The organism is Pseudomonas sp., assembly GCF_046581935.1.
Taxonomy (GTDB): domain Bacteria; phylum Pseudomonadota; class Gammaproteobacteria; order Pseudomonadales; family Pseudomonadaceae; genus Aquipseudomonas.
Genome location: NZ_JAYGFK010000024.1, coordinates 24,034 through 46,336 on the forward strand (window position 1 = coordinate 24,034; position 22,303 = coordinate 46,336).

At 57.0% G+C, this 22,303-nt stretch carries 22 protein-coding genes and 1 pseudogene; 16 read left to right on the plus strand and 7 right to left on the minus strand.

Translation table 11 applies throughout. The features are described 5' to 3' along the window. The first annotated feature begins 402 nt into the window (after nucleotides 1–402). Nucleotides 403–1,566, plus strand: a complete 1,164-nt coding sequence (locus tag VCA57_RS20560; protein WP_411187199.1) for an OprD family porin — start codon at nucleotides 403–405, stop codon at nucleotides 1,564–1,566. A 212-nt stretch (nucleotides 1,567–1,778) separates the two neighbouring features. On the opposite strand, the gene VCA57_RS20565 is transcribed toward VCA57_RS20560, so the two are convergent. Then, nucleotides 1,779–2,561 (minus strand): helix-turn-helix transcriptional regulator, encoded by a 783-nt coding sequence (locus VCA57_RS20565; RefSeq protein ID WP_411187093.1) that lies wholly within the window; start codon nucleotides 2,559–2,561, stop codon nucleotides 1,779–1,781. Nucleotides 2,562–2,703: 142 nt separating this feature from the next. Between VCA57_RS20565 and VCA57_RS20570 the strand changes: the two genes are divergently transcribed. From VCA57_RS20570 to VCA57_RS20580, 3 genes are all read left to right on the plus strand, one after another. Then, nucleotides 2,704–3,669, plus strand: coding sequence for a PDR/VanB family oxidoreductase (locus VCA57_RS20570; RefSeq protein WP_411187095.1), 966 nt, complete (start codon nucleotides 2,704–2,706; stop codon nucleotides 3,667–3,669). Nucleotides 3,670–3,716: 47 nt separating this feature from the next. Continuing rightward, nucleotides 3,717–4,826 carry a Rieske 2Fe-2S domain-containing protein gene (locus VCA57_RS20575; protein ID WP_411187097.1) on the plus strand — a complete coding sequence of 370 codons (1,110 nt, stop codon included), beginning with the start codon at nucleotides 3,717–3,719 and terminating at the stop codon, nucleotides 4,824–4,826. Between the two features lie 61 nt (nucleotides 4,827–4,887). Beyond that, nucleotides 4,888–5,925: a TRAP transporter substrate-binding protein gene (locus tag VCA57_RS20580; protein ID WP_411187099.1), complete on the plus strand. Its 1,038-nt coding sequence runs from the start codon at nucleotides 4,888–4,890 to the stop codon at nucleotides 5,923–5,925. A gap of 256 nt (nucleotides 5,926–6,181) precedes the next feature. On the opposite strand, the gene hpaA is transcribed toward VCA57_RS20580, so the two are convergent. Further along, entirely contained in the window at nucleotides 6,182–7,084 is a 903-nt protein-coding gene (gene hpaA / locus VCA57_RS20585) for a 4-hydroxyphenylacetate catabolism regulatory protein HpaA (protein ID WP_411187101.1), read from the minus strand. Nucleotides 7,085–7,137: 53 nt separating this feature from the next. Beyond that, the gene (gene hpaR / locus VCA57_RS20590) at nucleotides 7,138–7,563 is read right to left on the minus strand and encodes a homoprotocatechuate degradation operon regulator HpaR (RefSeq protein WP_411187103.1); all 426 of its coding nucleotides are present in this window, start codon (nucleotides 7,561–7,563) and stop codon (nucleotides 7,138–7,140) included. A 395-nt stretch (nucleotides 7,564–7,958) separates the two neighbouring features. On the opposite strand from hpaR, the gene VCA57_RS20595 reads away from it, so the two are divergent. From VCA57_RS20595 to VCA57_RS20630, 8 genes are all read left to right on the plus strand, one after another. Beyond that, nucleotides 7,959–8,627 carry a fumarylacetoacetate hydrolase family protein gene (locus VCA57_RS20595; RefSeq protein WP_411187105.1) on the plus strand — a complete coding sequence of 223 codons (669 nt, stop codon included), beginning with the start codon at nucleotides 7,959–7,961 and terminating at the stop codon, nucleotides 8,625–8,627. Then, nucleotides 8,627–9,394, plus strand: coding sequence for a fumarylacetoacetate hydrolase family protein (locus VCA57_RS20600; RefSeq protein ID WP_411187107.1), 768 nt, complete (start codon nucleotides 8,627–8,629; stop codon nucleotides 9,392–9,394). Before VCA57_RS20595 ends, VCA57_RS20600 begins: the two co-directional genes overlap by 1 nt. A 20-nt stretch (nucleotides 9,395–9,414) precedes the next feature. Beyond that, nucleotides 9,415–10,875 carry a 5-carboxymethyl-2-hydroxymuconate semialdehyde dehydrogenase gene (hpaE, locus tag VCA57_RS20605; protein ID WP_411187109.1) on the plus strand — a complete coding sequence of 487 codons (1,461 nt, stop codon included), beginning with the start codon at nucleotides 9,415–9,417 and terminating at the stop codon, nucleotides 10,873–10,875. A gap of 117 nt (nucleotides 10,876–10,992) precedes the next feature. Then, nucleotides 10,993–11,916 carry a 3,4-dihydroxyphenylacetate 2,3-dioxygenase gene (gene hpaD / locus VCA57_RS20610; protein ID WP_411187111.1) on the plus strand — a complete coding sequence of 308 codons (924 nt, stop codon included), beginning with the start codon at nucleotides 10,993–10,995 and terminating at the stop codon, nucleotides 11,914–11,916. A gap of 73 nt (nucleotides 11,917–11,989) precedes the next feature. Next, nucleotides 11,990–12,400, plus strand: a complete 411-nt coding sequence (locus VCA57_RS20615; RefSeq protein WP_411187113.1) for a 5-carboxymethyl-2-hydroxymuconate isomerase — start codon at nucleotides 11,990–11,992, stop codon at nucleotides 12,398–12,400. Between the two features lie 8 nt (nucleotides 12,401–12,408). Continuing rightward, nucleotides 12,409–13,212 (plus strand): 2-oxo-hept-4-ene-1,7-dioate hydratase, encoded by an 804-nt coding sequence (gene hpaH / locus VCA57_RS20620; RefSeq protein WP_411187115.1) that lies wholly within the window; start codon nucleotides 12,409–12,411, stop codon nucleotides 13,210–13,212. A gap of 15 nt (nucleotides 13,213–13,227) precedes the next feature. Continuing rightward, nucleotides 13,228–14,034: a 4-hydroxy-2-oxoheptanedioate aldolase gene (gene hpaI, locus VCA57_RS20625; protein ID WP_411187117.1), complete on the plus strand. Its 807-nt coding sequence runs from the start codon at nucleotides 13,228–13,230 to the stop codon at nucleotides 14,032–14,034. A 17-nt stretch (nucleotides 14,035–14,051) separates the two neighbouring features. Further along, entirely contained in the window at nucleotides 14,052–15,506 is a 1,455-nt protein-coding gene (locus tag VCA57_RS20630) for an NAD-dependent succinate-semialdehyde dehydrogenase (RefSeq protein WP_411187119.1), read from the plus strand. Between the two features lie 193 nt (nucleotides 15,507–15,699). On the opposite strand, the gene VCA57_RS20635 is transcribed toward VCA57_RS20630, so the two are convergent. Next, a complete protein-coding gene (locus tag VCA57_RS20635; protein ID WP_411187121.1) occupies nucleotides 15,700–16,767 on the minus strand; it encodes an extracellular solute-binding protein in 1,068 nt (355 codons plus the stop codon). 128 nt (nucleotides 16,768–16,895) lie between these two features. After that, a complete protein-coding gene (locus tag VCA57_RS20640) occupies nucleotides 16,896–17,078 on the minus strand; it encodes a hypothetical protein (RefSeq protein WP_411187123.1) in 183 nt (60 codons plus the stop codon). A gap of 345 nt (nucleotides 17,079–17,423) precedes the next feature. On the opposite strand from VCA57_RS20640, the gene VCA57_RS20645 reads away from it, so the two are divergent. The 4 genes from VCA57_RS20645 (at nucleotide 17,424) to VCA57_RS20660 (ending at nucleotide 20,419) form a co-directional block, all read left to right on the plus strand. Next, nucleotides 17,424–17,918, plus strand: a complete 495-nt coding sequence (locus tag VCA57_RS20645) for a GlcG/HbpS family heme-binding protein (RefSeq protein ID WP_411187125.1) — start codon at nucleotides 17,424–17,426, stop codon at nucleotides 17,916–17,918. A gap of 78 nt (nucleotides 17,919–17,996) precedes the next feature. Then, nucleotides 17,997–19,295 carry an NAD(P)/FAD-dependent oxidoreductase gene (locus VCA57_RS20650; RefSeq protein ID WP_411187127.1) on the plus strand — a complete coding sequence of 433 codons (1,299 nt, stop codon included), beginning with the start codon at nucleotides 17,997–17,999 and terminating at the stop codon, nucleotides 19,293–19,295. Nucleotides 19,296–19,329: 34 nt separating this feature from the next. Next, nucleotides 19,330–19,695, plus strand: coding sequence for a cupin domain-containing protein (locus VCA57_RS20655; RefSeq protein ID WP_411187129.1), 366 nt, complete (start codon nucleotides 19,330–19,332; stop codon nucleotides 19,693–19,695). 55 nt (nucleotides 19,696–19,750) lie between these two features. Then, a complete protein-coding gene (locus VCA57_RS20660) occupies nucleotides 19,751–20,419 on the plus strand; it encodes a helix-turn-helix transcriptional regulator (protein ID WP_411187131.1) in 669 nt (222 codons plus the stop codon). Nucleotides 20,420–20,449: 30 nt separating this feature from the next. Here VCA57_RS20660 and VCA57_RS20665 read toward each other — a convergent pair whose 3' ends face one another. Then, nucleotides 20,450–21,556 carry a substrate-binding periplasmic protein gene (locus VCA57_RS20665; protein WP_411187201.1) on the minus strand — a complete coding sequence of 369 codons (1,107 nt, stop codon included), beginning with the start codon at nucleotides 21,554–21,556 and terminating at the stop codon, nucleotides 20,450–20,452. 3 nt (nucleotides 21,557–21,559) lie between these two features. Next, a pseudogene (locus VCA57_RS20670) lies at nucleotides 21,560–22,225 on the minus strand (methyl-accepting chemotaxis protein); the annotation flags it as partial. Between the last annotated feature and the right edge of the window lie 78 nt (nucleotides 22,226–22,303).

Sequence of the window (22,303 nt, forward strand, 5' to 3'; positions counted from 1 at the left end):
GTTTTTATTGCCAGATGCAGTGGGATGCCTGGATAGGCTAGAGCAACTCGCATGATTAATAAGTTAACCTTTTGTCAAAATCTGTCAACCTCGATTATCTAAACAGCATCAATCGGCTTAATTTAAAGACGCCAAATAAAAATATTTATCTAATAATTTCAATTACTTATATAAATAAATGCGCTCATTAGCGACTCATCACGGGTGATGAAAATGATGATTTAAGACAAAAGCCTTGTTGTTAATTTGTTAATGATTAGCTATAAAACAGCCGCCGACCGCCACACAGCGGTCACCCAAAAAGCCAATCAAGGAATAAAAATAATGACTCGGCCGCCCTCCTCCAAGCACCTACTTCCCTGCCTGATCACGACGCTTGCCTGTGGCTCCAGCGCCACTGCCATGGCCGGTTTCATCGATGACAGCACTGCGGCCATAGAGCTGCGCAACATGTACATGAGCCGTGATTTCCGCCAGGCGAACAGTGGCGAAACCCAAGAGGACTGGGGCCAAGGCTTTACGTTGCGCTATAAATCCGGTTTTACCGATGGCTCGGTAGGTTTCGGCGTGGATGCTCTGGCTCAACTGGGCGTCAAGCTCGACTCGGGTAAGGGTCGCAGCGGCACTGGCGTCTTGGCCGTCGACCGTGACGGCACGCCCGCTGATGACTACAGCGAGCTAGGTCTTACCGCCAAAGCACGCCTCGCCAACAGCACACTGTTGCTCGGCACCCTGCAACCGACGCTACCGGTCGTGCAGTACAACGACACCCGCCTGCTCTCCAGCACCTACAGTGGCGGCATGCTCAACTCGAAGGAAATTAAAGGTCTCGACTTCAACGCTGGGCGTATCACCAAAGCCAATTACCGAGACTCAAGTAACCAGGACGATATCGGTTACGCCGGCGCCGATAGCGACCATTTCGATTTTGCCGGGGGCTCCTACGCAATCAACCCGCAGCTCACCGCCAGCTACTACTATGGCGACCTTCAGGACATCTATCGGCAACACTTCGTGGGCCTGGTGCACGTGTTGCAGTTGCCAAAAGACATGAGCTTGCGCACCGACCTGCGTTATTTCAAAAGTACCGACAGCGGCAACCGCCTGACCGGGAAAATCGATAACGACTTCTTCAATGGCATGCTCACACTGAGCAGCGGCTCGCATAAATTTGGCGCAGCACTGCAACGCTTGTCCGGAGACGGAAACTTCCCCTTCCTGCGTGGCGGTGACCCGTACTCAGTCAACTTGGTGACCTACAACACGTTCACTAAGGCTGAGACCGATGCCTGGCAATTACGCTATGACTTCAATTTCGCCGAATGGGGTATTCCGGGCTTGGCGTTCATGACCCGCTACACCAGCGGTAGGAATATCGAGCAAGGTAACGTGCATGATGGCCGCGAGTGGGAGCGCGATAGCGACCTGGTCTACACCCTTCAGGAAGGCACACTGAAAGGCCTCAACATTCGCATGCGCAACGTTAGCTTCCGCTCGGGCGATGGCCTGAAGACCGACATTGATGAAAACCGCCTGATCCTTGGCTACACACTTGCACTTTGGTAAGCAGGTAAACAATCCATTTCAGTGCTCAGCCGATATCGCTTAGATATCGGCTCGCGCGCAGCGTATTGCTGAGGTGAGAGGAACCAATACGCGCCATAAGCAGGAGGCTAACCTGGCATCGGCCGCGCATTGCTCCCCGCTCGCAGCGCCCACCAAAGCGCAGCCAACACTGAGATACTGACAACACAGCCGAACGCTCTCTATGCTGCAGATCATTCCTGCATCAGCGCAAATAGCTGACTACGGAAATTGATACCCAATCGAGCGAACGCCCGGTTACGGTAGGTTTTGACTGTGGTTTCCTTCACGTTTAACTGAGCGGCGATTCCGGCATGGGTCATCCCCTGCAGGAGCCGCTCGCACACCTCCAGCTCCTTGGTTGTTAGGGTCGGGGCGTGACGAACCAGACGTGATCGCTGCTCATTCGCATTACTCCTGCGTGGCGACGATAACGCCATATGGCCCCGTACAATCTGAATCAGCGCTGGCGTTAGCTGTTCGAAAGCAGCTATTTCTCGGTCGGAGAAATAGCCAATCTCTTTGTGTCGATACAGATTGAAGAACACTGGGTTTTGCTGATCATCCCAAGTAAGGCCAGACAGTCGCTCGGTCATCCCATTACGCAGGTATATGTCTTGGCGATAGGGCGCAAACTCGATGTCTTCAGCAAGTAAGTGACCAACCAAAGCACCTCGCGATTGATCAGTTTTGAGCATCTGCGAATAGAGTTCATCATGCTGATGGAATTGCCGTGCGTAGGCCTGCCAGCAACGCCACACCAAGTCAGGATCACGGTGGAGGGTGCCGGCTAGCAGCATCTGTGGTTGGCGCTTGTCCATACGCAGCACACTGAAGTGCTGTGATTGCACCCAGCGCCCTAGGCAGTCGAGCAGTGACGAGGAAAACCTGTCACTGCCCATGATCGAGGTCAGGTCAACAAGCCCCTGCAGCTCGGGCTGAACCGTATGGGCGAAAGGTTTCCATACACTGATCATCAGTAGATCTCGTCGCTAATTATTATTTTCGAGAATTCTAGCCAGCCCGGCTCGGATACGCCTGTCATCCTCAGGGAGGACAGAGAGTTTGCCTGAAGACTGTAGGCTTTGGATACGACCCTTAGCCAAGCAGACAATAACAATGAAACACACTAACGAGACCCTACGACTCAGGGTAAACCGCATCCGCGCCGAAGCGAAGGGCATCCTTTCAATCGAGCTAAACGACCCTCAGCAAGCCGAACTGCCCGCGTTCACCCCAGGCGCACACTTGGAACTGAGGCTGCCGGGTGGCCACCGGCGTCACTACTCCCTATTCAACGATCCTAGCGAGCGTAACCGCTACTTGATTGCCGTCAGTCTGGCTGCCAACAGCCGTGGTGGCTCCCAACACATCCATAGTAGCCTTCGCGAAGGCGATATGGTCACAAGCAGCGCACCGCGTAACAACTTTGCGCTAGCTGATACCGCAGGATGCTATTGCTTTGTGGCGGGCGGCATCGGTATCACACCACTGATGTCGATGATCCGCTGGTGCGTAACGCAGGGTAAGGATTGGCGGTTGATCTATACCGCCCGCAGCAGCCACCGCGCTGCGTTCTACGAAGATCTGCAGGCACTGAGCACTAAGCGTGTGCAGTGTCACTTCACCGAGGAGTCCGGGGGGCGGCTCGACCACCAGGCGCTCATCGCGTCACTGGCTGCCGACGAACACCTGTTTTGTTGTGGACCAGACTCTCTGATGCAAGCCCTACTTACAGCGGGCAAGGCCGTCAGCAACCGTTTGCACTTCGAATGGTTCTCCCCACCTGAGACCCTGCCGCAGGCTCATTCAGCCGACGAGGGCTTTGAGCTAATACTGCGCAAGAGCGGCAAAGTGCTGCGTGTCCCACCGCAGCAAAGCATCCTGGAAACGCTCGAAAGTCATGGTCTGGAGGTGCCTTGGTCGTGCCGAGCGGGCATTTGCCGCAGCTGCGAAACAGCCGTTTGTAGCGGCACACCAGAACACCTCGACCTGGTGCTTTCGGATGAGGAGCGTACCAGCAACCAAAGCATGCTCATCTGCGTTTCAAGAGCCGTTACGCCGTCTCTCGAACTCAACCTATAACCCAACGGCCGCCATAACGGCCCGCTAAGCGATGGAGGACAACAAAAATGACTCTGCCTTTAAACAATCTCATCATTGGCTCACGCAAAGCAACTGCGCGGATGGCCGACCGAAACACCCCTTTCGTGTTCAACGAGTGGTACGTAGCGGCATTCACCCATGACATCGGCCGTGAACTGCTGCCCCGTACAATCCTTGGCAAACGCGTCCTGATGTATCGCACCCTGGCGGGCAAGGCCGTCGCCATGGACGATCGCTGCGCACATCGCTCCTTCCCCCTCTCGAAAAGCACCCTCGACGGCGACACCATCGTCTGTAACTACCATGGCTTTCGCTACAACGAACAGGGCGACCTAATCGAAACACCTTCGCAGAAAGCCTGCCCACGAGGCATCGGCATCCGCAACTACCCGTTAGTGACGCGCGGTCCGCTGGTATGGATCTGGATGGGCGACCCTGCGCTTGCCGATGAGTCAACATTGCCAGATCAACCCTGGACACAAAGTCCGGAGTGGGAATGCACATCCGGGTATTTCCACCATCCCGGCAACTACGTCAGCATGCACGAAAATCTTCTCGATCTGACGCACCTGTCGTTTCTCCACGCCAACACGATCGGCACCCCTGATTACGCCAGTGCTCCATTCGAAACCGACCTACAAGATGGCTACTACAAACTGGTGCGCAATGTGCTGCCCACCACTCTGTCTCCCGTATGGGCAAAGTCAACCGGCATTGAAACGCCTACCGCTGCGCGGATCGCCACCTCGGAATTTCTTTCCCCAGGCTTGCACCGTGTCAGCGTGAGTTTTTATGACACCGCTACTGCGGAAGAAAACCGCCCGGTGTTCAGAATCCACACGGCACATATTCTGACTCCTGAGACTCAGAACACGATGCACTACCACATTATCCACGGGCGCGATTTCGACCTGACCAATCAAGCACTCGGGCACTTTATGCACGAAGGCCTGTTCGCGGCCTTCCAGGAAGATGTTGAGGGGCTCGGCGCACTCGAAGCAGTACTGGAAAACGTTGACGAAAATTATTATGAGATTTCCGTTGCCAGCGATGCACCAGCCGTCGCTATGCGCATCTACCTCAAACGTCGCGCCACCGAAGAAGCAGCCCAGAAGGACGGTCGAGAAGTCGCCTAAATGCCATGCGCAGTGCAACAAATACGCTTATTGCAAGTCACGATAATAACAAGGAACAGCCATGAAAAATCTTAAACCTATATTCGTTCTCAGCCTGCTACTCGCCACCCCACTCATCCAGGCTGCTGAAACAGTTACCCTTAAAGTTGCGCACTTCCTACCTGCGCTATCCAACGCCCAACGCAACGTGATTGAGCCGTGGTGTACTAGGCTTAATCAGCAGTCCGATAACCGCATCCGCTGCCAGATCTATCCGTCCATGCAGCTTGGCGGCATCCCGTCACAACTGCCTGACCAGGTACGCCGCGGCATTGCCGACATCGTCTGGACGGCACCGGGCTATTCACCTGGCCGTTTTCCTCGCAGCGAAGCCGTAGAACTCCCGTTCATGCTGCCCGCCAACGGCGAGTTAGGCTCGAAAATCATATGGGATTTTTACGAAAAAACACTGAAGGACGACTACAGCGACTACAAGGTGCTCGCCCTACATAGTGACGGAGGCATGCAACTGCACAACGTCGGCGCATCGATTACCAAGCTATCGGAATTCAAAGGCCAGAAAATACGTGCCTCGACCCGCATGACCGCCAGCCTACTCGACGCCCTGGGAGCAACCCCGGTGAGCATGCCCCCTGCTCAGTTGACCGAATCCTTATCAAAAGGTGTTATCAACGGCGCACTGGTAGGCTGGGAAGTGATTCCCGCGCTGAAGCTTGAAGAAATCACTCGCCACCACTCTGAACCGCAAGCAGGGCAGCCCATTTTTTCCACCACCTTACTCAGCTTCCTGATGAACAAGAAACGCTACGAAAGCCTGCCAGATGACCTGCGCGAGATAATCGACCGAAACAGTGGGTTAGAGCTATCTACAACCTTTGGTGCCAGCTGGGATAAGGAGGCGGACAGAGCACGCCAGATAGCCATCGATCTTGGCGCAAGCGTATCCACCATTACTGCTGATGACTATCAGCGAATGAGAGCAGCAGCTGACACGGCTCGGCAGCGCTGGATTGCAGAGTCCGCGGAGAAAGGGATCGATGGAAATCATCTGGCAAAAGCGCTGGAGGAAACAGCCAAGGCCAATGGCTTCAATTACTGATTAACTCGCCACACAGGGAGTCAGCGCTAGGACTCTGCTCTCTCTGTGTTTGGCGAACATTACAGGCGAGTAAATAGCTTTATTCTGACAGCATGCTGAGCGCCGCTCCATCACGCTGAGCCATGGACATTCTGTGCACACCATTGGAACAGCTAAGCCCAAACTTGACCGCTTTGTTTACGCGATTCTATTGGCCTATTTCAAAATCGGAAAAATTTTGCGCATCGATTGCCCCTACGTCGCAAGATTTACTTGATTAATCGTCCGCTGGATTGCGTTGGCGGTACTCTCCCGGCGTGATGCCAGCATTGCGCGTGAAGAAACGACTGAAATAAGCTGGATCGGTAAAGCCCAGTTGGTAGCAGATCTCGTTGACCGAACTACCGGTGAACAGCAACAGACGCTTAGCCTCTTGCATCAGACGGTCATACACCAGGCGCTTGGACGGCAGGTCGGCGATACGCCGGCAGATATCGTTAAGGCGCGCCTCGGCCACGCCCAACTGTTCGGCATAGCGGCCCAAGGCCCAGTGCGCTTGGTAATTGGCCTCAATAAGGGCATTGAAACGCTGAAAAACCAGCAAGTCTTCGCGGCGCGCCGGCTGCGACAGGATCGAGCGGGTCGACAACCGCAGCAAGCTGATAAAGATCAAGCGAGTCAGCGCTACTAGGCTCAGCGCTCGCCCCGGACGATCATCGGCAAACTCGCTGCGCAGTTCGTTGAACAGAAGGTTGAGACGGGTCACCTCGGCCTCATGCTGCGCGTCAATCTCGCAGATTGCCACGCATAGCGGGGCAATCTGCGGGCCCTGAGCCAGCCCTTGCTGCCCTTCCAATAGCGGCCAAATCAACTCCTGGCGCACCGTGAGCACATGACCATCACTATCTGCGTCGGTCACAAACGCATGCGCAAAGGTCGGCGGGGTGAGGAAGAACATGGGGCCTTCTTGCTGGTAACGCTGGTCATCCAGGTAAACCCGAACCACGCCGCTCTTGACGTAATGCACCTGAAAGAAGCGGTCATGCCGGTGCACCGGCATGTTACGCCCAAAGAAATCCGCCAGTTTGCCGAGCGCCTCGTAATGCACATCGGCATCGGCGTAACGCTGGTCATAGACCTGACCAATATTGATATTGGGGATGGGTTGCTGGTCGCGCATGAGCCGCCCCGCTTCTCGGTAATAACCTACTGATTAGCCGCAGCCAATCAAACTCAGGGCTTGATCTGCTTGAGTTCATTGAGCAGCCCGAGCAGTTGCTGAAGCTTCTCCTCACCAAACTGCGCTTGGATGCGCCGGTAATTATCCTCCATGTCACCGCTCATCGAGAGGAAGCACTCGTGCCCATGCTTGGTGAGATCGATATAGACCCGGCGCTGGTCATGCGGCGGCTTGCGGCGCGCCACAACACCGTCGCGTTCAAGCCGACTGAGCACACCAGTCATGCTCGGCTTGAGGATACAAGCGAGTTCAGCCAGACGATAACTCTCCATTTCCCCGTGCTGACGCAGGATGCGAATCACCCGCCACTGCTGTTCGGTCAAGCCGTGTTGGTTGAGTAGCGGGCGAAAGAAGCTCATAGCGGCCTCGCGGGCCTGGAGCAGAGTCAGGGTCAGGGATGGTCGGGTAACAACAGGCATAGTGGGCTTCGACTTTAAGACGGTTGTGAATAGATTAACGGTATCACTTTTCAGCCTGCACAAGCGCGCGCCTGTGGTCAATTGCCAGGGTTCTGGTGGCAGCCAGAAGCATGCCGCCGTGCAGGCATAGGCAAGCCCTTCTAGGCGACCAGCTCTAAGCTAGGCCTATTGAAAACGGGCGAAAAAGGCCATGAAAAGTGCAATTCAAAAACCGTAAAAGCCATTCAGCCCTGAACTACAGCCCGCATCATAGGTGCTCTTAGAGCTGTCGACCCCACCTAATAAACTGATCGAAAAGCCGCTTCTCTTGACAATCGTTAACCTATTAATTATATCATTAATATATTAATCACCGCTGCACAGCGGTGATTCTCACTGTGATTGGAGAACACCCGATGAGCCTTGCCTTAGAGAAGGTTGCTGCCGGCACCCTGTTCGGCGTTGCCCTGAACTACCAGGGACTGCTGAAAAGCCACTTGGAAGCATTCGAGCAGCCGCCTTATCAAAAGCCCCCGATCAAACCCGTGCTTTTTATCAAGACATCTAACACTCGCAACGGCAACGACCAGCCAGTGGTATTCCCTGCCGGTGTCGAACACCTGCAGCCCGGCCCAGCCCTTGGCGTGGTAATCGGCCAGGATGCCAGCCGTGTGAGCGCAGCAGACGCCATGCAGCATGTTGCCGGCTACCTGATCGTCAACGAGTTCAGCCTCCCAGAAGACAGCTACTACCGCCCGGCCGTTAAGGCCAAGTGCCGTGATGGCTTCTGCCCCATCGGCCCAGAGTTTGTACCCGCCAGTCAAATCAGCAATCCAAACGTGCTGGGTATCCGCCTGTATGTAAACGGTGAACTGCGCCAAGAGAACAGCACCGCAAACTGGGTGCGAAACATCCCACAACTGATCGCCGAACTGAGCGAATTCATGACGCTGCACAAAGGCGACGTACTCATCACCGGCACCCCTGAAGGTCGCGTTGATGTCCAGCCTGGCGACATCGTCGCAGTGGAGATCGACGGCTTAGGCCGGCTCACCAATACCGTGGTTGCCGAGGGAGCACTCTGATGAAATATGCCCGTATCCGTTTTCAGGGTGAGACCCACAACGTCACCGTTGAAGATGACAATGCCGTACGCCTTGCCGATGGCCGCCTACTCGCCGAGCAAGACGTCGAATGGTTGCCGCCTGCCGAAGGCAGCATGTTCGCCCTGGGTCTGAACTACGCCGACCATGCTGCCGAGCTGGCCTTCAAAGCACCCACCGAGCCACTGGCCTTTATCAAGTCTCCCGGCGCCTACACTGGCCACAATCAGGTCACCTGGCGTCCAGACAACGTCAAGTACATGCACTACGAGTGCGAGCTAGTCGCCGTGATCGGCAAGCCGGCACGCAACGTCAAACGCGAGGATGCCTTGCAGTATCTCGCGGGCTATACCGTCTGCAATGACTACGCGATCCGCGACTACCTAGAAAACTACTACCGCCCCAACCTGCGCGTTAAGAACCGAGACTGCACCACCCCGATCGGTCCGTGGATCGTCGATACCAACGACGTGGCAGATCCCTCGAAGCTCAAACTGCGCACCTGGATCAACGGCGAGTTGAAGCAGGAAGGCAGCACCGCCGACATGATCTTCGACATCCCCTACCTGATCGAATACTTCTCCAGCTTCATGACCCTGCAACCAGGCGACATGATCGCTACCGGCACGCCGGAAGGCTTGGCCGACGTGGTACCAGGCGATGAAGTGGTGGTGGAAGTGGAAGGCGTTGGCCGCCTGGTCAACCGCATCGTTAGCGAAACTGAATTCTTTGCCGCCCGCGGCAAGTAAAAAAATAAGAGGCCACGAGCATGATCAAGCACTGGATCAACGGTAAGGAAGTCGAAAGCAAAGACGCCTTCACCAACTTCAACCCTGCTACTGGTGAAGCCATCGGCGAAGTCGCCAGCGGTGGCGCGGATGAAATCAACCTAGCTGTCGCGGCAGCCAAGGAAGCCTTCCCCAAGTGGGCCAACACACCAGCCAAAGAACGCGCCAAGCTGATGCGCAAACTGGGCGAACTGATCGAGCAAAACGTACCGCAGCTGGCTGAGTTGGAAACCCTCGACACCGGCCTGCCGATCCACCAGACCAAGAACGTGCTGATCCCACGTGCCTCGCACAACTTCGACTTCTTCGCCGAAGTCTGCACGCGCATGGACGGCCACAGCTACCCGGTCGACGACCAGATGCTCAACTACACCCTTTACCAACCGGTCGGTGTATGTGGCCTGGTGTCACCGTGGAACGTGCCGTTCATGACCGCCACCTGGAAGACCGCGCCCTGCCTGGCGCTGGGCAACACGGCGGTACTAAAGATGAGCGAGCTGTCGCCGTTGACCGCTAACGAGCTGGGCCGCCTGGCTCTGGAAGCCGGCATTCCGCCAGGCGTGCTCAACGTTGTGCAAGGCTATGGTGCGACTGCCGGTGATGCCCTGGTTCGCCACCCGGATGTACGCGCGATCTCCTTCACAGGCGGCACCGCCACCGGTAAGAAGATCATGCAGACCGCCGGCCTGAAGAAGTACTCCATGGAACTGGGCGGCAAGTCGCCAGTGGTGATTTTCGACGATGCCGACCTTGACCGCGCCTTGGACGCGGCACTGTTTACCATCTTCTCGCTCAACGGCGAGCGCTGCACCGCCGGTAGCCGCATCTTCATTCAGGAAACCGTCTACGACCAGTTCGTCGCCGAGTTTGCGGCACGTGCCAAGCGGTTGATCGTTGGTGACCCTCAGGATCCGAAAACTCAAGTCGGCTCAATGATCACCCAAGCGCACTACGACAAGGTCACCGGCTACATCAAGATCGGCATCGAAGAAGGTGCCAATCTACTGGCAGGCGGTCTGGAGCGTCCAGCCAACCTACCCGCGCATCTGGCCAAGGGGCAGTTTATTCAGCCTACGGTATTTGCCGATGTCGACAACCGCATGCGTATCGCCCAGGAAGAAATCTTTGGTCCGGTGGTGTGCTTGATCAAGTTCAAGGACGAAGCCGAAGCGCTGCGCCTGGCCAACGATACCGAGTACGGCCTGGCGTCCTACATCTGGACCCAGGACATCGGCAAAGCTCATCGCCTGGCACGCGGCATTGAGGCCGGCATGGTGTTTATCAACAGCCAGAACGTGCGCGATCTACGCCAGCCGTTCGGTGGTGTGAAAGGCTCGGGCACCGGCCGTGAAGGTGGGGAATACAGCTTCGAAGTGTTTGCTGAAATCAAGAACGTGTGTATTTCCATGGGCAGCCACCATATTCCCCGTTGGGGCGTGTAACGGCCGGCTCGCAAGAGTGACTCGGCCGGGTTTATAACCCGGTACGAGTCGCCAGCTTCCTGCGTGCAGACCAATCACAAGAACCCAGGCCCTTTGGGCCGCGCTTGGAGAATTATCATGGGCAAACTCGCTCTGGCTGCCAAAATCACCCACGTTCCGTCGATGTACGTATCCGAATTGCCTGGCCCGAATCAGGGTTTTCGCAAGCCAGCCATCGACGGCCATATCGAAATCAGCCGCCGCTGCCGTGAGTTGGGCGTAGACACCATTGTCGTGTTCGATACCCACTGGCTGGTCAACGCCAATTATCACGTGCTCTGCGGCCCGCACTTCAAAGGGCGCTACACCAGCAACGAACTGCCGCACTTCATCAGCAACATGGAATACGAGTTCCCAGGGAACCCGGAGCTGGGCAAGATTCTGGCTGAGGCGTGCAACCGCTTCGGTGTGGAAACCATGGCCCACTCGGCCACGACCCTGGCACCGGAATACGGCACCCTAGTGCCTATGCGCTACATGAACGCCGACCAGCACTTCAAAGTCATCTCGGTTTCGGCGCTGTGCACATCGCACTTTCTTAACGACAGCGCCCGCCTTGGCTGGGCCATGCGTAAGGCCGTGGAAGAGCACTACGATGGCACGGTAGCGTTTCTCGCCAGCGGTTCGTTGTCACACCGTTTTGCCCAAAACGGCCAAGCGCCGGAGTTCGCCACCAAGATCTGGAGCCCCTTCCTGGAAACCCTCGATGAGCGGGTTGTCAAAATGTGGCAGAACGGCGAATGGGAAACCTTCTGCGGCATGCTGCCGGAGTACGCGGCCAAAGGTCATGGCGAAGGCTTTATGCATGACACCGCCATGCTGATGGGCGCTCTAGGCTGGTCGAAATACGACGGTAAGGCCGAAGTGTTGACGCCCTACTTCGCCGCCTCAGGCACTGGGCAGATCAATGCGCTGTTCCCTGTCACGCCGCAGGATGGCTCAACCATTCCTCAGCCACAGGCCAGCGACGCCGCCCATCGCGCCTCCCCAAGCCGGCTCTAACCAATAGCAACCTGGCCGCCGCTCGACTTCGGTAGAGCGGTATAGCCACGGACAACGTTGCAGGAAAACCACCATGCCTCACTTGGTTCTGCTCTATACCCCTGAACTCGAACAACAAGCGGATATCTCCAACCTGTGCCGTGCCCTGGCCGACTGCATGCTCGAACAGCGCGACGAAAGCGGCAAAGCCGTATTTCCCACTGGCGGTACCCGTGTCCTGGCATTCCCGGCGGCGCACTACGCGGTAGCCGACGGTAAAGGCGATTACACGTTCCTCTACGCCAACCTGCGTATGGGCGCAGGCCGCAGCGCCAGCGTACACAAGACGGTTGGCGACAACCTGTTGGCGGTATTGCGCGCCCACCTCGACGAGCTCGTGCAGCAGCGCCCGATGGGCATCACCTTACAAATCGACGAAAGCCCGGGGCAGGTCTACGACGCTAAGCACAGCAGCCTGCACCCCCTGTTCAACAAGAACTCCTGAGGTTCCCCATGCTTGACGCAACGCTCATTCAACAGGCTGCTACTCGACTCGACGCCGCCGAACGCTCTGGCCAGCAGGTCCGTCAGTTCTCCCTCGACTACCCGCAAATCACCATCGAAGACGCCTACGCCATTCAGCGGGCGTGGGTGGCGCAAAAGATCAAAGACGGGCGCAAGCTGGTGGGCCACAAAATCGGCCTGACCTCGCGGGCTATGCAGGTTTCCTCGAACATCACCGAGCCCGACTTCGGTGCGCTGCTGGACGATATGCTCTTCGAGGAAGGCAGCGATATTCCCTTCTCGCGCTTTATCGTGCCGCGGGTTGAAGTTGAACTGGCATTTATTCTTGGCAAGCCGCTGAAAGGGCCGAATGTCACAGTATTCGATGTACTGGACGCCACCGAGTGGGTCATCCCGGCGTTGGAAATCATCGACGCGCGTATCCATCAGGTAGACCCCGACACCAAGGTCACCCGCAAAGTGTTCGACACCATTTCCGATAACGCGGCCAACGCAGGCGTGGTGATGGGCGGTCGCCCAGTGCGCCCTACCGATATTGACCTGCGCAAAGTACCAGCCGTGCTCTACCGCAACGGCGTGATCGAGGAGTCTGGCGTATCTGCCGCCGTACTCAACCACCCCGCTAAAGGCGTGGCCTGGTTAGCCAACAAGCTGGCGCCCTACGACGTCACCCTGGAGGCCGGGCAAATTATTCTTGGCGGTTCCTTTACCCGCCCAGTAGCTGCCAACCCAGGCGATACCTTCCATGTCGACTACGACATGCTCGGCTCGATTGCCTGCCGTTTCGTCTGACTTCCGGAGCCGTCTATGGACATGCCCATCAACCGTTTCAAACAGCGCCTCGCCCAAGGTGAAGCACAGATTGGTCTCTGGCTAGGCCTGGCTGACCCTTATTGCGCGGAGCTGGCAGCCAATGCCGGTTTCGACTGGTTGTTGATCGACGCCGAGCATGCGCCCAATGATCTGCGCGGCATGCTTGGGCAGCTACAAGCCGTAGCCCCCTATGCCGCCGAAGCGATAATTCGCCCGGTAATTGGCGATACCGCACTGATCAAGCAAGTGCTGGATATCGGTGCGCAAACCCTGCTCGTGCCCATGGTCGAGAGTGAGGCACAAGCCAGCGAACTGGTGCGTGCCATGCGTTACCCGCCAAGCGGCATTCGTGGCGTGGGTAGCGCACTCGCCCGCGCCTCACGCTGGAACAGCATCCCTGACTACCTGAACCTCGCTGATGAACAAATGTGCCTGCTGGTGCAGATCGAGAACCTCGACGGCCTGGCCAACCTCGATGCTATCGCCGCCGTAAAAGGCGTTGACGGTGTGTTTATCGGCCCGGCCGATCTCAGCGCCGCCATGGGCCACCGTGGTAATCCTGGCCATACGCAGGTGCAGGCGGCTATCGAAGACGCCATCGCCCGCATCCGCAAGGCGGGTAAAGCCGCCGGTATTTTGAGTGCCGACCAAACCCTCGCACGTCGCTACCTAGAACTGGGCGCAACCTTTGTTGCCGTCGGCGTCGACACCACCGTTTTGATGCGCGGCCTCAGTAGCCTGGCCGCCAGCTATAAAAACACCGAAGCCCCGGCCGCAGCGCCCGGCAGTAGCGTTTACTGAGCCCTACAAGGACCATGATGAAACTCAACGATTTGAATCTATTGCGTGAGCAAGCCTATATCGACGGCCAGTGGATCGAGGCGGATAACCATGCTCGCTTCAGCGTCACCAACCCGGCCAATGGCGAGCTGATCGCGGAAGTTGCCTCCCTCGGCCAAGTTGAAACCGCCCGCGCCATTGCCGCCGCTAAGGCCGCCCTACCCGCTTGGCAGGCCAAAACGGCCAAGGAGCGCAGCACTATTCTGCGTAACTGGTTCAACCTGATCATGGCCAACCAGGAAGACCTGGCCACGCTGCTGAGCTGGGAGCAAGGCAAACCGATGGCCGAAAGCCGTGGCGAAATCGCCTATGGTGCCAGCTTTATCGAATGGTTCGCCGAAGAGGCCAAGCGCGTTTACGGCGACGTCATCCCCCACGACAAACCAGGCCGTCGCCTGGTCGTGATCAAGCAAGCGATTGGTGTAGTTGCCGCCATCACACCTTGGAACTTCCCTAACGCAATGATCACCCGCAAGGTTGGCCCAGCAATGGCCGCCGGCTGCACCGTGGTGCTCAAACCCGCATCGGAAACCCCGCTGTCTGCACTGGCCCTGGCCGTGCTGGCCGAACGCGCGGGCGTCCCTGCCGGCGTGCTGAACATTGTCACCGGTAATAACTCACGGGCCATTGGTGGCGAACTGACCGGCAACCCCGATGTGCAAAAGCTGTCATTCACCGGCTCCACCGGGATTGGCAAACTGCTCATGGCGCAATGTGCAGAAACCATCAAGAAAGTCAGCCTGGAGTTGGGCGGCAACGCGCCGTTCATCGTCTTCGAAGATGCCGATCTGGATGCTGCAGTACAGGGCGCCATCGGTTCGAAGTTCCGCAACAGCGGGCAAACCTGTGTGTGCACCAACCGCCTACTGGTACAGAACAGCGTGTACGACGAATTTAGCCGCCGCCTGATTGCTGCGGTTAATGCGTTGAAAGTAGCGCCAGCAGTGGATGCCAGCGCGCAACAAGGCCCGCTGATCAATGCCAAGGCAGTGGAGAAGATTCAGGAACATATCAACGACGCCCTCGGCAAAGGCGCCACCCTCCTTGCGGGTGGTCATGTACATGCCCTGGGCGGTAACTTCTTCGAGCCCACCGTACTTGGCGATGTGACCGCCGATATGCTGGTAGCGCGCGATGAGACCTTTGGCCCGCTGGCCCCAATTTTTCGCTTCGAGACAGAAGAGCAAGCCATTGCCTTGGCCAACGACACCGAATTCGGCCTGGCCTCATACCTGTACACCCGCGATCTTGGCCGCGCCTGGCGCGTGAGCGAAGCCCTGGAGTACGGCATGGTTGGCGTCAACGAAGGCCTGATCTCCACCGAAGTCGCACCCTTTGGTGGCATTAAACAATCGGGGCTAGGCCGCGAAGGTTCCAAGTACGGAATCGACGATTACATCGAACAAAAGTACATGTGCCTAGGCATTGCCTAAAAGCCAATCTACGCCACTAAAAAACCGGCCTAGGCCGGTTTTTTAGTGGGTGCTGATTAACCTCAGCGGCCAGTTGCATAGCACTCGCTAGTACCGCTCGGTAAACCCCTGCCGGCATAACGACTTTGCGCTTGCCGCGGGGTCAACACATTGCATGGCTTCGGCTACACCTTTGCTTTATCAATCAACAGCGTCACTGCACAACATGCTGTACCGCTTTTAGTTGCGCCCAGAAGCGGTCCAACGCAGCTTTCTGATCGCCATTTAAACGTTCCAACACGTACACGCGGCGACGCTCATCAGGCGTAAGCACCTGCATCGGCAACTCTTTTGCTAAGGCCTGCATTTCTGCAGAGCTGCTCGGCAATGGTGAGTAGAACTGAGTAGCACGGGCATTCAACACGGCATATTTAGGTGCCAGCATGTAATCGATAAAGCGATAGGCCAGCTCCGGATTTGCCGCATTGCTGGGGATAGCCAGGCTGTCGATAAACACCATGGCCCCTTCATCGGGAATCTGAAACCGCAGGGCTGGGTTCTTCTTTGCCGCCGTCATGGCATGCCCTACCCAGGCCATGGCTACGCAAAGCCTACCGTCCGCCAGATCATCGATGTATCGCTCGTTGTCCATCCCATGTTGCTGCGCAGCCAGGCGCAACAACGGCTGCATCTGCCGCTCAATATGCCGAGGGCCATTGCGCGCCAAGCTGCGGCCTCGGTAGTTGAACCACAGCGAAGCAGTCTCTTCCGGGGCGTCAAGGATACTCACGCCACAGCCGGCCAACCGTGCGGCCTGCGCTTCATCGAACAGCAGTCCCCAGCTATTCGGCAGTGGGCCACCATAGTGCGCTTGTGCCAGTGCCGGGTTGACCACCAACCCTACCGACCCCCAAAGATAAGGCACCACATAGCGGTTGGCAGAATCGATCCCTGCCAGCATTGCCAGCAATCCGGAGTCAATGTGCTTGTAGTTACTCAGGCGGCTGGTATCGAGGACCGTCAATTGGTTGCTACGAATCATCCGCGAGAGCTGAAAGTGCGACGGCACTACTACGTCATACGCCTCGTGTTTGGCCATCACCTCGTCCAACTCATTAGCGGCGGTGAAGGTCTGGTAGTCGACTTGAATCCCAGTGTCTTTCTCAAAATCGGCCAACACCTGAGGGTCTATGTAGTTCTTCCAGTTATATACCCGTAGCACCTCGGCAGAATGCGCCTGACCGATAACCAACAGCAGCATCAAGCTGGCCCATAGCCGCATGGTGGGGACTCCTAAATGAATGACCAATACCGGCAGAAAGACCGGCGTATTGAGCACATTAGAAGGAGCCCTATAGAGCAGTGCTTGCACCAGCCTGCCAACTGAGTTGCGCGCCCGTGACCTGCGTTTTAGTCGACGATTTGAATGCGCATATAGCGCTGCCAGCCATCACAGTCACGCGCTAGCAGCTCGTCAACATCACGCACTGCCACCCCAGCCTGACGCCTGGCTGCGCTGCGGGATGGCTGCAACTGGTGCTCAACCAACAAATCAACCAAGGCGATACCGTCCTTCAGGCGAGCTTTGGGCAATTCAGATGACGTAAAGCGAGCGCATCGCCCTGCTGCTGGAATAACGCAGTCGCTGCTGCCTGAGCGTGCTCGGCCGCCTCCTTACCGTGGGTTAAGGCCATGGCGTGACTAGCCCAAATAACCGTCGTAGGGTTTATAACCGAGGTATTCATCGTAGTTTCCTTTCTCGCTGTGGTGCCCAAGAAGACTACGGAAGAACTGTTCCGAAACCGCCTCGGGCGGTCCGGGTGTAGGCCGAAACTACCGCCGCTGGGAGCAGGTCGGGCAGTAGTAATACGCGTTGCGGCTTGTCGTTAACTTATTCATGATGGGCAAATCTACCGACCTCAAAACAGAAGTCAAGCCATGCGTGAATTATTGCGGCAACAAACCACCCTCACCCTCGAACTGGCCATGCATGCGCTACAAGCGGCCTTGCAAGCAGCCGAGAACGAGCACCTGAAAATCAGTATTGCGATCGTGGATGCCGCCGGCCAGCTGGTGCATATGGCGCATATGGATAACGCCCCGCTACACAGCCGTGATATCGCCCGCAACAAAGCGTTAACCGCACTGGCCTTTGGTGTACCCACCGGTAGCTGGCAACAACGCCTGGCCAATTGCTCCACGGCGGTTCAGCAAGGGTTGCCGCTGCAAGCCAACATGGCCTTATTTGGTGGCGGCGAGCCGTTCCATGCTGCCGGCCAGGTCATTGGAGCCATCGGTATTTCCGGCGCATCGGAGCAACTCGACTGCCTCTGCGCCGAGGCGGCCAGGGCCAAAGTTGAGCGTTTGCTGTCAGCCCAAGTCAAAAACCCCGGCAGTCAGGAACAAGACGACAAGCCCATACCAAGCCCTTAATACACCCATCGCATGCACGACTTTATCCAAGCCGCAGCGCGCCCTCAGCATTCCACCCAACTGTTTTAGGCTGCAGTCATGATCAATATCGAGACACCCACCTACTACACGGCCACCAAGAAGTACGACCTGAGCTTCCCGTCACTTGACGCGGACCTGGAAGCAGACGTTGTTGTGATCGGTGGCGGTTTCTCCGGGATCAACACAGCGCTTGAGTTGGCCGAGAAAGGCATCACCAATATCGTTGTCCTGGAAGCTCGCTACCTGGGCTTTGGCGGCACCGGCCGTAACGGCGGGCAAATCATGGCGGGGATTGGCCATGACATGGAGAAAATCAGAAAAGATGTTGGCGAAGAGGGATTGCGCTCGATCTTCGAGATCAGCGAGCTGGGCGCGGACATCATTAAAGACCGTATCACCAAGTACAACATCGACGCTGACTTCTGCCATGGCTACGGCTATCTGGGCTTCAACGGTCGCCAGGAAAAAACCCTGCGTACCTGGGAGAAAGAATTCAAGTCGCTCGGCTCGACGCATGAGATCCGCTTCCTTGGCGGCTCCGAGGTAAAACAGATCATCGGCTCCGACGCATACAGCAGCGCTCTGCTGCATATGGGCGGCGGCCATGTGCACTCACTAAACCTGTTGCTCGGCGAAGCCAAAGCGCTAGCCAGCCATGGCGTGAAAATCTTTGAACACAGCCCGGCATTGGAAGTTACCTACGGTGATCGCATCACCGTGCGTACCGGCAAGGGTTCGGTAAAAGCCAGCAAACTGTTGTGGGCATGCGACAGCTTCCTCAACAAGCTGGAGCCGGAGCTGCACAAGAGCACCATCAATACCTATGCATTTCAGATGATGACCGAGCCGCTCTCGGACGAAATGATCCAACGTATTAGCCCGATTCGTGGCGCTTATAGCGATATTCGCCCGGTGATCGACTATTACCGCGTGACCAATGAAAACCGCTTACTGTTTGGCGCTGCAACGCCCTTTATCGAGCATATTCCTAGCGATTTGAAAGCCTGGAACCGCAACCTGATGCTGAAGATTTTCCCCTACCTCAAGGACGTGAAAATCGACCTGACATGGGGCGGCCCTATGGCCTGCAGCCCTAACCTGTTCCCGCAGATTGGTTCATTGCCGGGCCGCCCTAACGCCTTCTACGTGCAAGGCTACTCGGGCTTCGGTGTGACCCCGAGCCACATTATTTGCAAGATCCTCGCCGAGGGCATGAGCGAAGGCTCGGCCCGTTATGACCTGATTAGCTCGGTTAAACGCATTCAGGTGTACGGAAAAGACCACTTCAGGCCTTTGCTGCTCAGCGCTGGCAAGACCTGGCACCAGGTATCCGGCTACTGGTCCGGCCGCCGCTAACTATTCCTTCATCCTCATTATTGGGAGATCTGCCATGACACTTATCGCCATTAAACAAGGTATCAGCCTCAACGAACTGGACGCCTGGGGCACCGTTGCCGACCTGGGTTCGGAGATTCTCGAAGGTGAAGTAAAAGCCTTCGGCAAGATGACCTCAGGTGCTCCGACTGACCCGGTCAGCGCCGCTTACTTTGGCACCAGCAAAGGCAAGTTCCGCATGACCTACCCGTTCAACGAACAGGCGACCGTGGTCACTGGTGAAGTGCTGCTCACAGAAGAATCCACCGGTATCACAACCCGTTTTGGCGTGGGCGAAACCTGGTTCGTCACCAAGGGCACCGTAGTGATTTGGGAAGTACCGGGTGAGAGTTTTGTTAAGCACTACTACGCAGTAGCGTGATCACCAGCCCGTCGGCGCCAAGTAAGGTGCCGGCGGGTTTTAGAGCGCAAGAGCTATGTTCGCCTATGATCGTTCCATCAGCGCGCTTGGCAAGCACTGCCTGCATGCCTTCAGCCAGGTAGTCCCCGCTTCCCTCGCGGCCTTCTACCGCATCAATCCGCATTTACAGGCCTGCGACTTCCAGTTGCAAGGCATGCACCCACGCATGCACAGCGCCTATCTCAACCACTATCGCCATATTGACCCCCTCAAGCCGAGCCGCTGCATGGCCACAGGCCTTCCGGTGGTGCCCTTGCGTGAAGGGCTCGCGCGTCAGGATGAAAAAGCCAACGGTGAATACCAGCAGTTCCTTCTGCGCCATCAGGTCGTGGATGTGGTGGAGGTTATTGCACATCTCGATGGCATACCGGTGGCCGGCCTTTCACTGCTGCGCGGTAATAATCTAGGGGCGTTCAGTAACGCCGAACTGCAGCGTTTGATTCCACTGCAGGGCTTACTGCAATTGGCTATCCACGGTTGCACTCCAGCGGCCAGCACCCAGCTGGATCAACTAACCCCAAGGGAACGACAGATCGCGCTACTGCTGCGCGATGGCGTCAGTAACAAAGAACTGGCACGGCTGCTCGACCTCGGCTTGCCCACAGTAAAAACCCACTTGCTCAACCTGTTTCGCAAAGTGGGGGCCAGTAACCGCACTGAATTGGTGAGCATGCTGTTCCTCTGAACAGCAACAGCCGCCCTGCTGCTAAACGCCTTATTGAAGCGACAACGCCGCCAGCTCACGCGCGCCAAGCACACCACTAAGCTGGCACGCGCTGGCGTTTGGTTTGAGCACCTCACCCTGCCAGCGCCGCTCGATCTCATCGCGTACCCGACTGCCATGAAACTGCTGGATAAACTCATTCACCCTGGCCAATAAACGAGCATTTTCTGCCCTTGCGGCAACGCCAACGCTATAGCACCACAACCGATCACCCAGCGGTTTAGGCAGAATTTCTAACTTGCCGCGCCAGCGGCTTTGCGTATCGGACGTGGCCCATTGGTAGATCGGCCGCTCCACGACAAACGCATCTACCACTCCTTCCGCTAAGCAATCGTGGATGCGCTTCTGATCGGAAAACACGACAAGGTTGCCCACTTCGATGCGCCCCTTACCAGCACCTTGCTCACCAGCCCAACACACGCCCAACTCAGCCAGCGCTTGCAAAGCAACCGGGTCGCTACCGCAGCCTAGTACCTTGCCCTGCAAGTCGGCCACGCCCCGAATACGTGTGTCACCGGTACGCCGCGCCATAATCAACGGAGCAAAACTATAGGGTTCAGAGAATGCCAGGCCCTCGAATGCCGGCGAAGCGGGCAAAGCGCTCCACATCAAATCGGCCGGTGGTTCATTACGTGTGCGGCCAAACGAGAGCAGCGACATGCACTGCTCCCAGCTATGCTCAACAAACTCCACTTCAACCCCCAACCACTGTCCGAACGCCCGCGCGTAATCCGCATCCAAACCACGCAACGGCTCACCCGGACGAGCGCGAAAAGACAGGCCGATAAACTCCGGCTCGATGGCGATACGCACCTTGCGCCGGCGCAGAATATCCTCAAGACGGTCATAGCCCTGGTCACTCGGCAAATGCTGGCTGTACAACTGCTCATTTAGCTGTTGCTGCACCTCGGTCGAGGTCATGTGCTGCGCGTCGAGCAGAATAGGTGCCACGCTACGACTAACCCCACTAGCGCGGTCGGCCAGCCCGGCCAAATAGCCCAGGCGCACGTCCAGCTGCGGAGCGCTTTCCAAAATCACCCGGTTGGTTTGCTGCAGGCCAGCCAGGTTCTGGTCAACGGTGGCAAACAGCTTGTTCATCTGCGCCAGGGACGCCCCCAACTGTTGGTCCAACATGCCAAAGCTGCTCTGGCTGTGCGTAGAGATCGTCGCCATACGCCGCTGCAGATCATTGAGGTCCATGCGGGCAGTGGCATCGGCGGCACTCAGTAACGTGCGCTGGGCCAGTTTGCGCACCTCGTCAGCAACCACTGCAAAACCACGCCCGGCCTCACCGGCACGTGCCGACTCAATCGCCGCATTGAGAGCAAGCAGATTGACCTGCTTGGCGATATCACCGATGTCACCCAGCACCGCTATCACCTCTTGCGACTTGGCCTCCACTTGCAGAGCAACCTCGTCCAGATGCTGGCGAATATCGAGTCCCACCTGCTGCAACTGCTCGCTCAGCGCCTGCTGCATAGTCAGGGCGATGTCCGCGCCCTGCTGCATATGCCCGGCGGACTCACCCACCGCCTGCTGCATTTGCTGACCACGCCGATTGATCTCCACACATGACTGGCGGGCACCTTGCAAACCAGCAGAAATAGCCCCAGACAGGCTCCCCAGTAGATTAAGCAAACGCTCCTGCGGCCAATAAGTACTGGTTGGCGGGAGAGCAATGGGAGTGGCAACAAGCAGGTTATCGAGCTCTGCTTGTGCAGTTTTGCCGTGAGTAAACCAGCGCTTCAACATGTGGCGAGCCTCCATCAACCGGAATGGATGGCACCTAACGTGCCCTACCTGATTGATACCCCGCCCGCGCACCCTGGCGCTTGTACTCGACTG

What these genes read in the sequence shown, in the direction of transcription:
- VCA57_RS20635 (WP_411187121.1), bottom strand. Translation starts at nt 16,767, where the DNA reads ATGCGGCTATGGGCCAGCTTGATGCTGCTGTTGGTTATCGGTCAGGCG.
- VCA57_RS20655 (WP_411187129.1), top strand. Translation starts at nt 19,330, where the DNA reads ATGACACTTATCGCCATTAAACAAGGTATCAGCCTCAACGAACTGGAC.
- VCA57_RS20650 (WP_411187127.1), top strand. Translation starts at nt 17,997, where the DNA reads ATGATCAATATCGAGACACCCACCTACTACACGGCCACCAAGAAGTAC.
- VCA57_RS20660 (WP_411187131.1), top strand. Translation starts at nt 19,751, where the DNA reads ATGTTCGCCTATGATCGTTCCATCAGCGCGCTTGGCAAGCACTGCCTG.
- VCA57_RS20570 (WP_411187095.1), top strand. Translation starts at nt 2,704, where the DNA reads ATGAAACACACTAACGAGACCCTACGACTCAGGGTAAACCGCATCCGC.
- VCA57_RS20565 (WP_411187093.1), bottom strand. Translation starts at nt 2,561, where the DNA reads ATGATCAGTGTATGGAAACCTTTCGCCCATACGGTTCAGCCCGAGCTG.
- VCA57_RS20580 (WP_411187099.1), top strand. Translation starts at nt 4,888, where the DNA reads ATGAAAAATCTTAAACCTATATTCGTTCTCAGCCTGCTACTCGCCACC.
- VCA57_RS20575 (WP_411187097.1), top strand. Translation starts at nt 3,717, where the DNA reads ATGACTCTGCCTTTAAACAATCTCATCATTGGCTCACGCAAAGCAACT.
- VCA57_RS20595 (WP_411187105.1), top strand. Translation starts at nt 7,959, where the DNA reads ATGAGCCTTGCCTTAGAGAAGGTTGCTGCCGGCACCCTGTTCGGCGTT.
- hpaA (WP_411187101.1), bottom strand. Translation starts at nt 7,084, where the DNA reads ATGCGCGACCAGCAACCCATCCCCAATATCAATATTGGTCAGGTCTAT.
- VCA57_RS20600 (WP_411187107.1), top strand. Translation starts at nt 8,627, where the DNA reads ATGAAATATGCCCGTATCCGTTTTCAGGGTGAGACCCACAACGTCACC.
- VCA57_RS20560 (WP_411187199.1), top strand. Translation starts at nt 403, where the DNA reads ATGGCCGGTTTCATCGATGACAGCACTGCGGCCATAGAGCTGCGCAAC.
- VCA57_RS20665 (WP_411187201.1), bottom strand. Translation starts at nt 21,556, where the DNA reads ATGAACAAGCTGTTTGCCACCGTTGACCAGAACCTGGCTGGCCTGCAG.
- VCA57_RS20630 (WP_411187119.1), top strand. Translation starts at nt 14,052, where the DNA reads ATGAAACTCAACGATTTGAATCTATTGCGTGAGCAAGCCTATATCGAC.
- hpaR (WP_411187103.1), bottom strand. Translation starts at nt 7,563, where the DNA reads ATGCCTGTTGTTACCCGACCATCCCTGACCCTGACTCTGCTCCAGGCC.
- VCA57_RS20645 (WP_411187125.1), top strand. Translation starts at nt 17,424, where the DNA reads ATGCGTGAATTATTGCGGCAACAAACCACCCTCACCCTCGAACTGGCC.
- hpaD (WP_411187111.1), top strand. Translation starts at nt 10,993, where the DNA reads ATGGGCAAACTCGCTCTGGCTGCCAAAATCACCCACGTTCCGTCGATG.
- hpaI (WP_411187117.1), top strand. Translation starts at nt 13,228, where the DNA reads ATGGACATGCCCATCAACCGTTTCAAACAGCGCCTCGCCCAAGGTGAA.
- hpaE (WP_411187109.1), top strand. Translation starts at nt 9,415, where the DNA reads ATGATCAAGCACTGGATCAACGGTAAGGAAGTCGAAAGCAAAGACGCC.
- hpaH (WP_411187115.1), top strand. Translation starts at nt 12,409, where the DNA reads ATGCTTGACGCAACGCTCATTCAACAGGCTGCTACTCGACTCGACGCC.
- VCA57_RS20615 (WP_411187113.1), top strand. Translation starts at nt 11,990, where the DNA reads ATGCCTCACTTGGTTCTGCTCTATACCCCTGAACTCGAACAACAAGCG.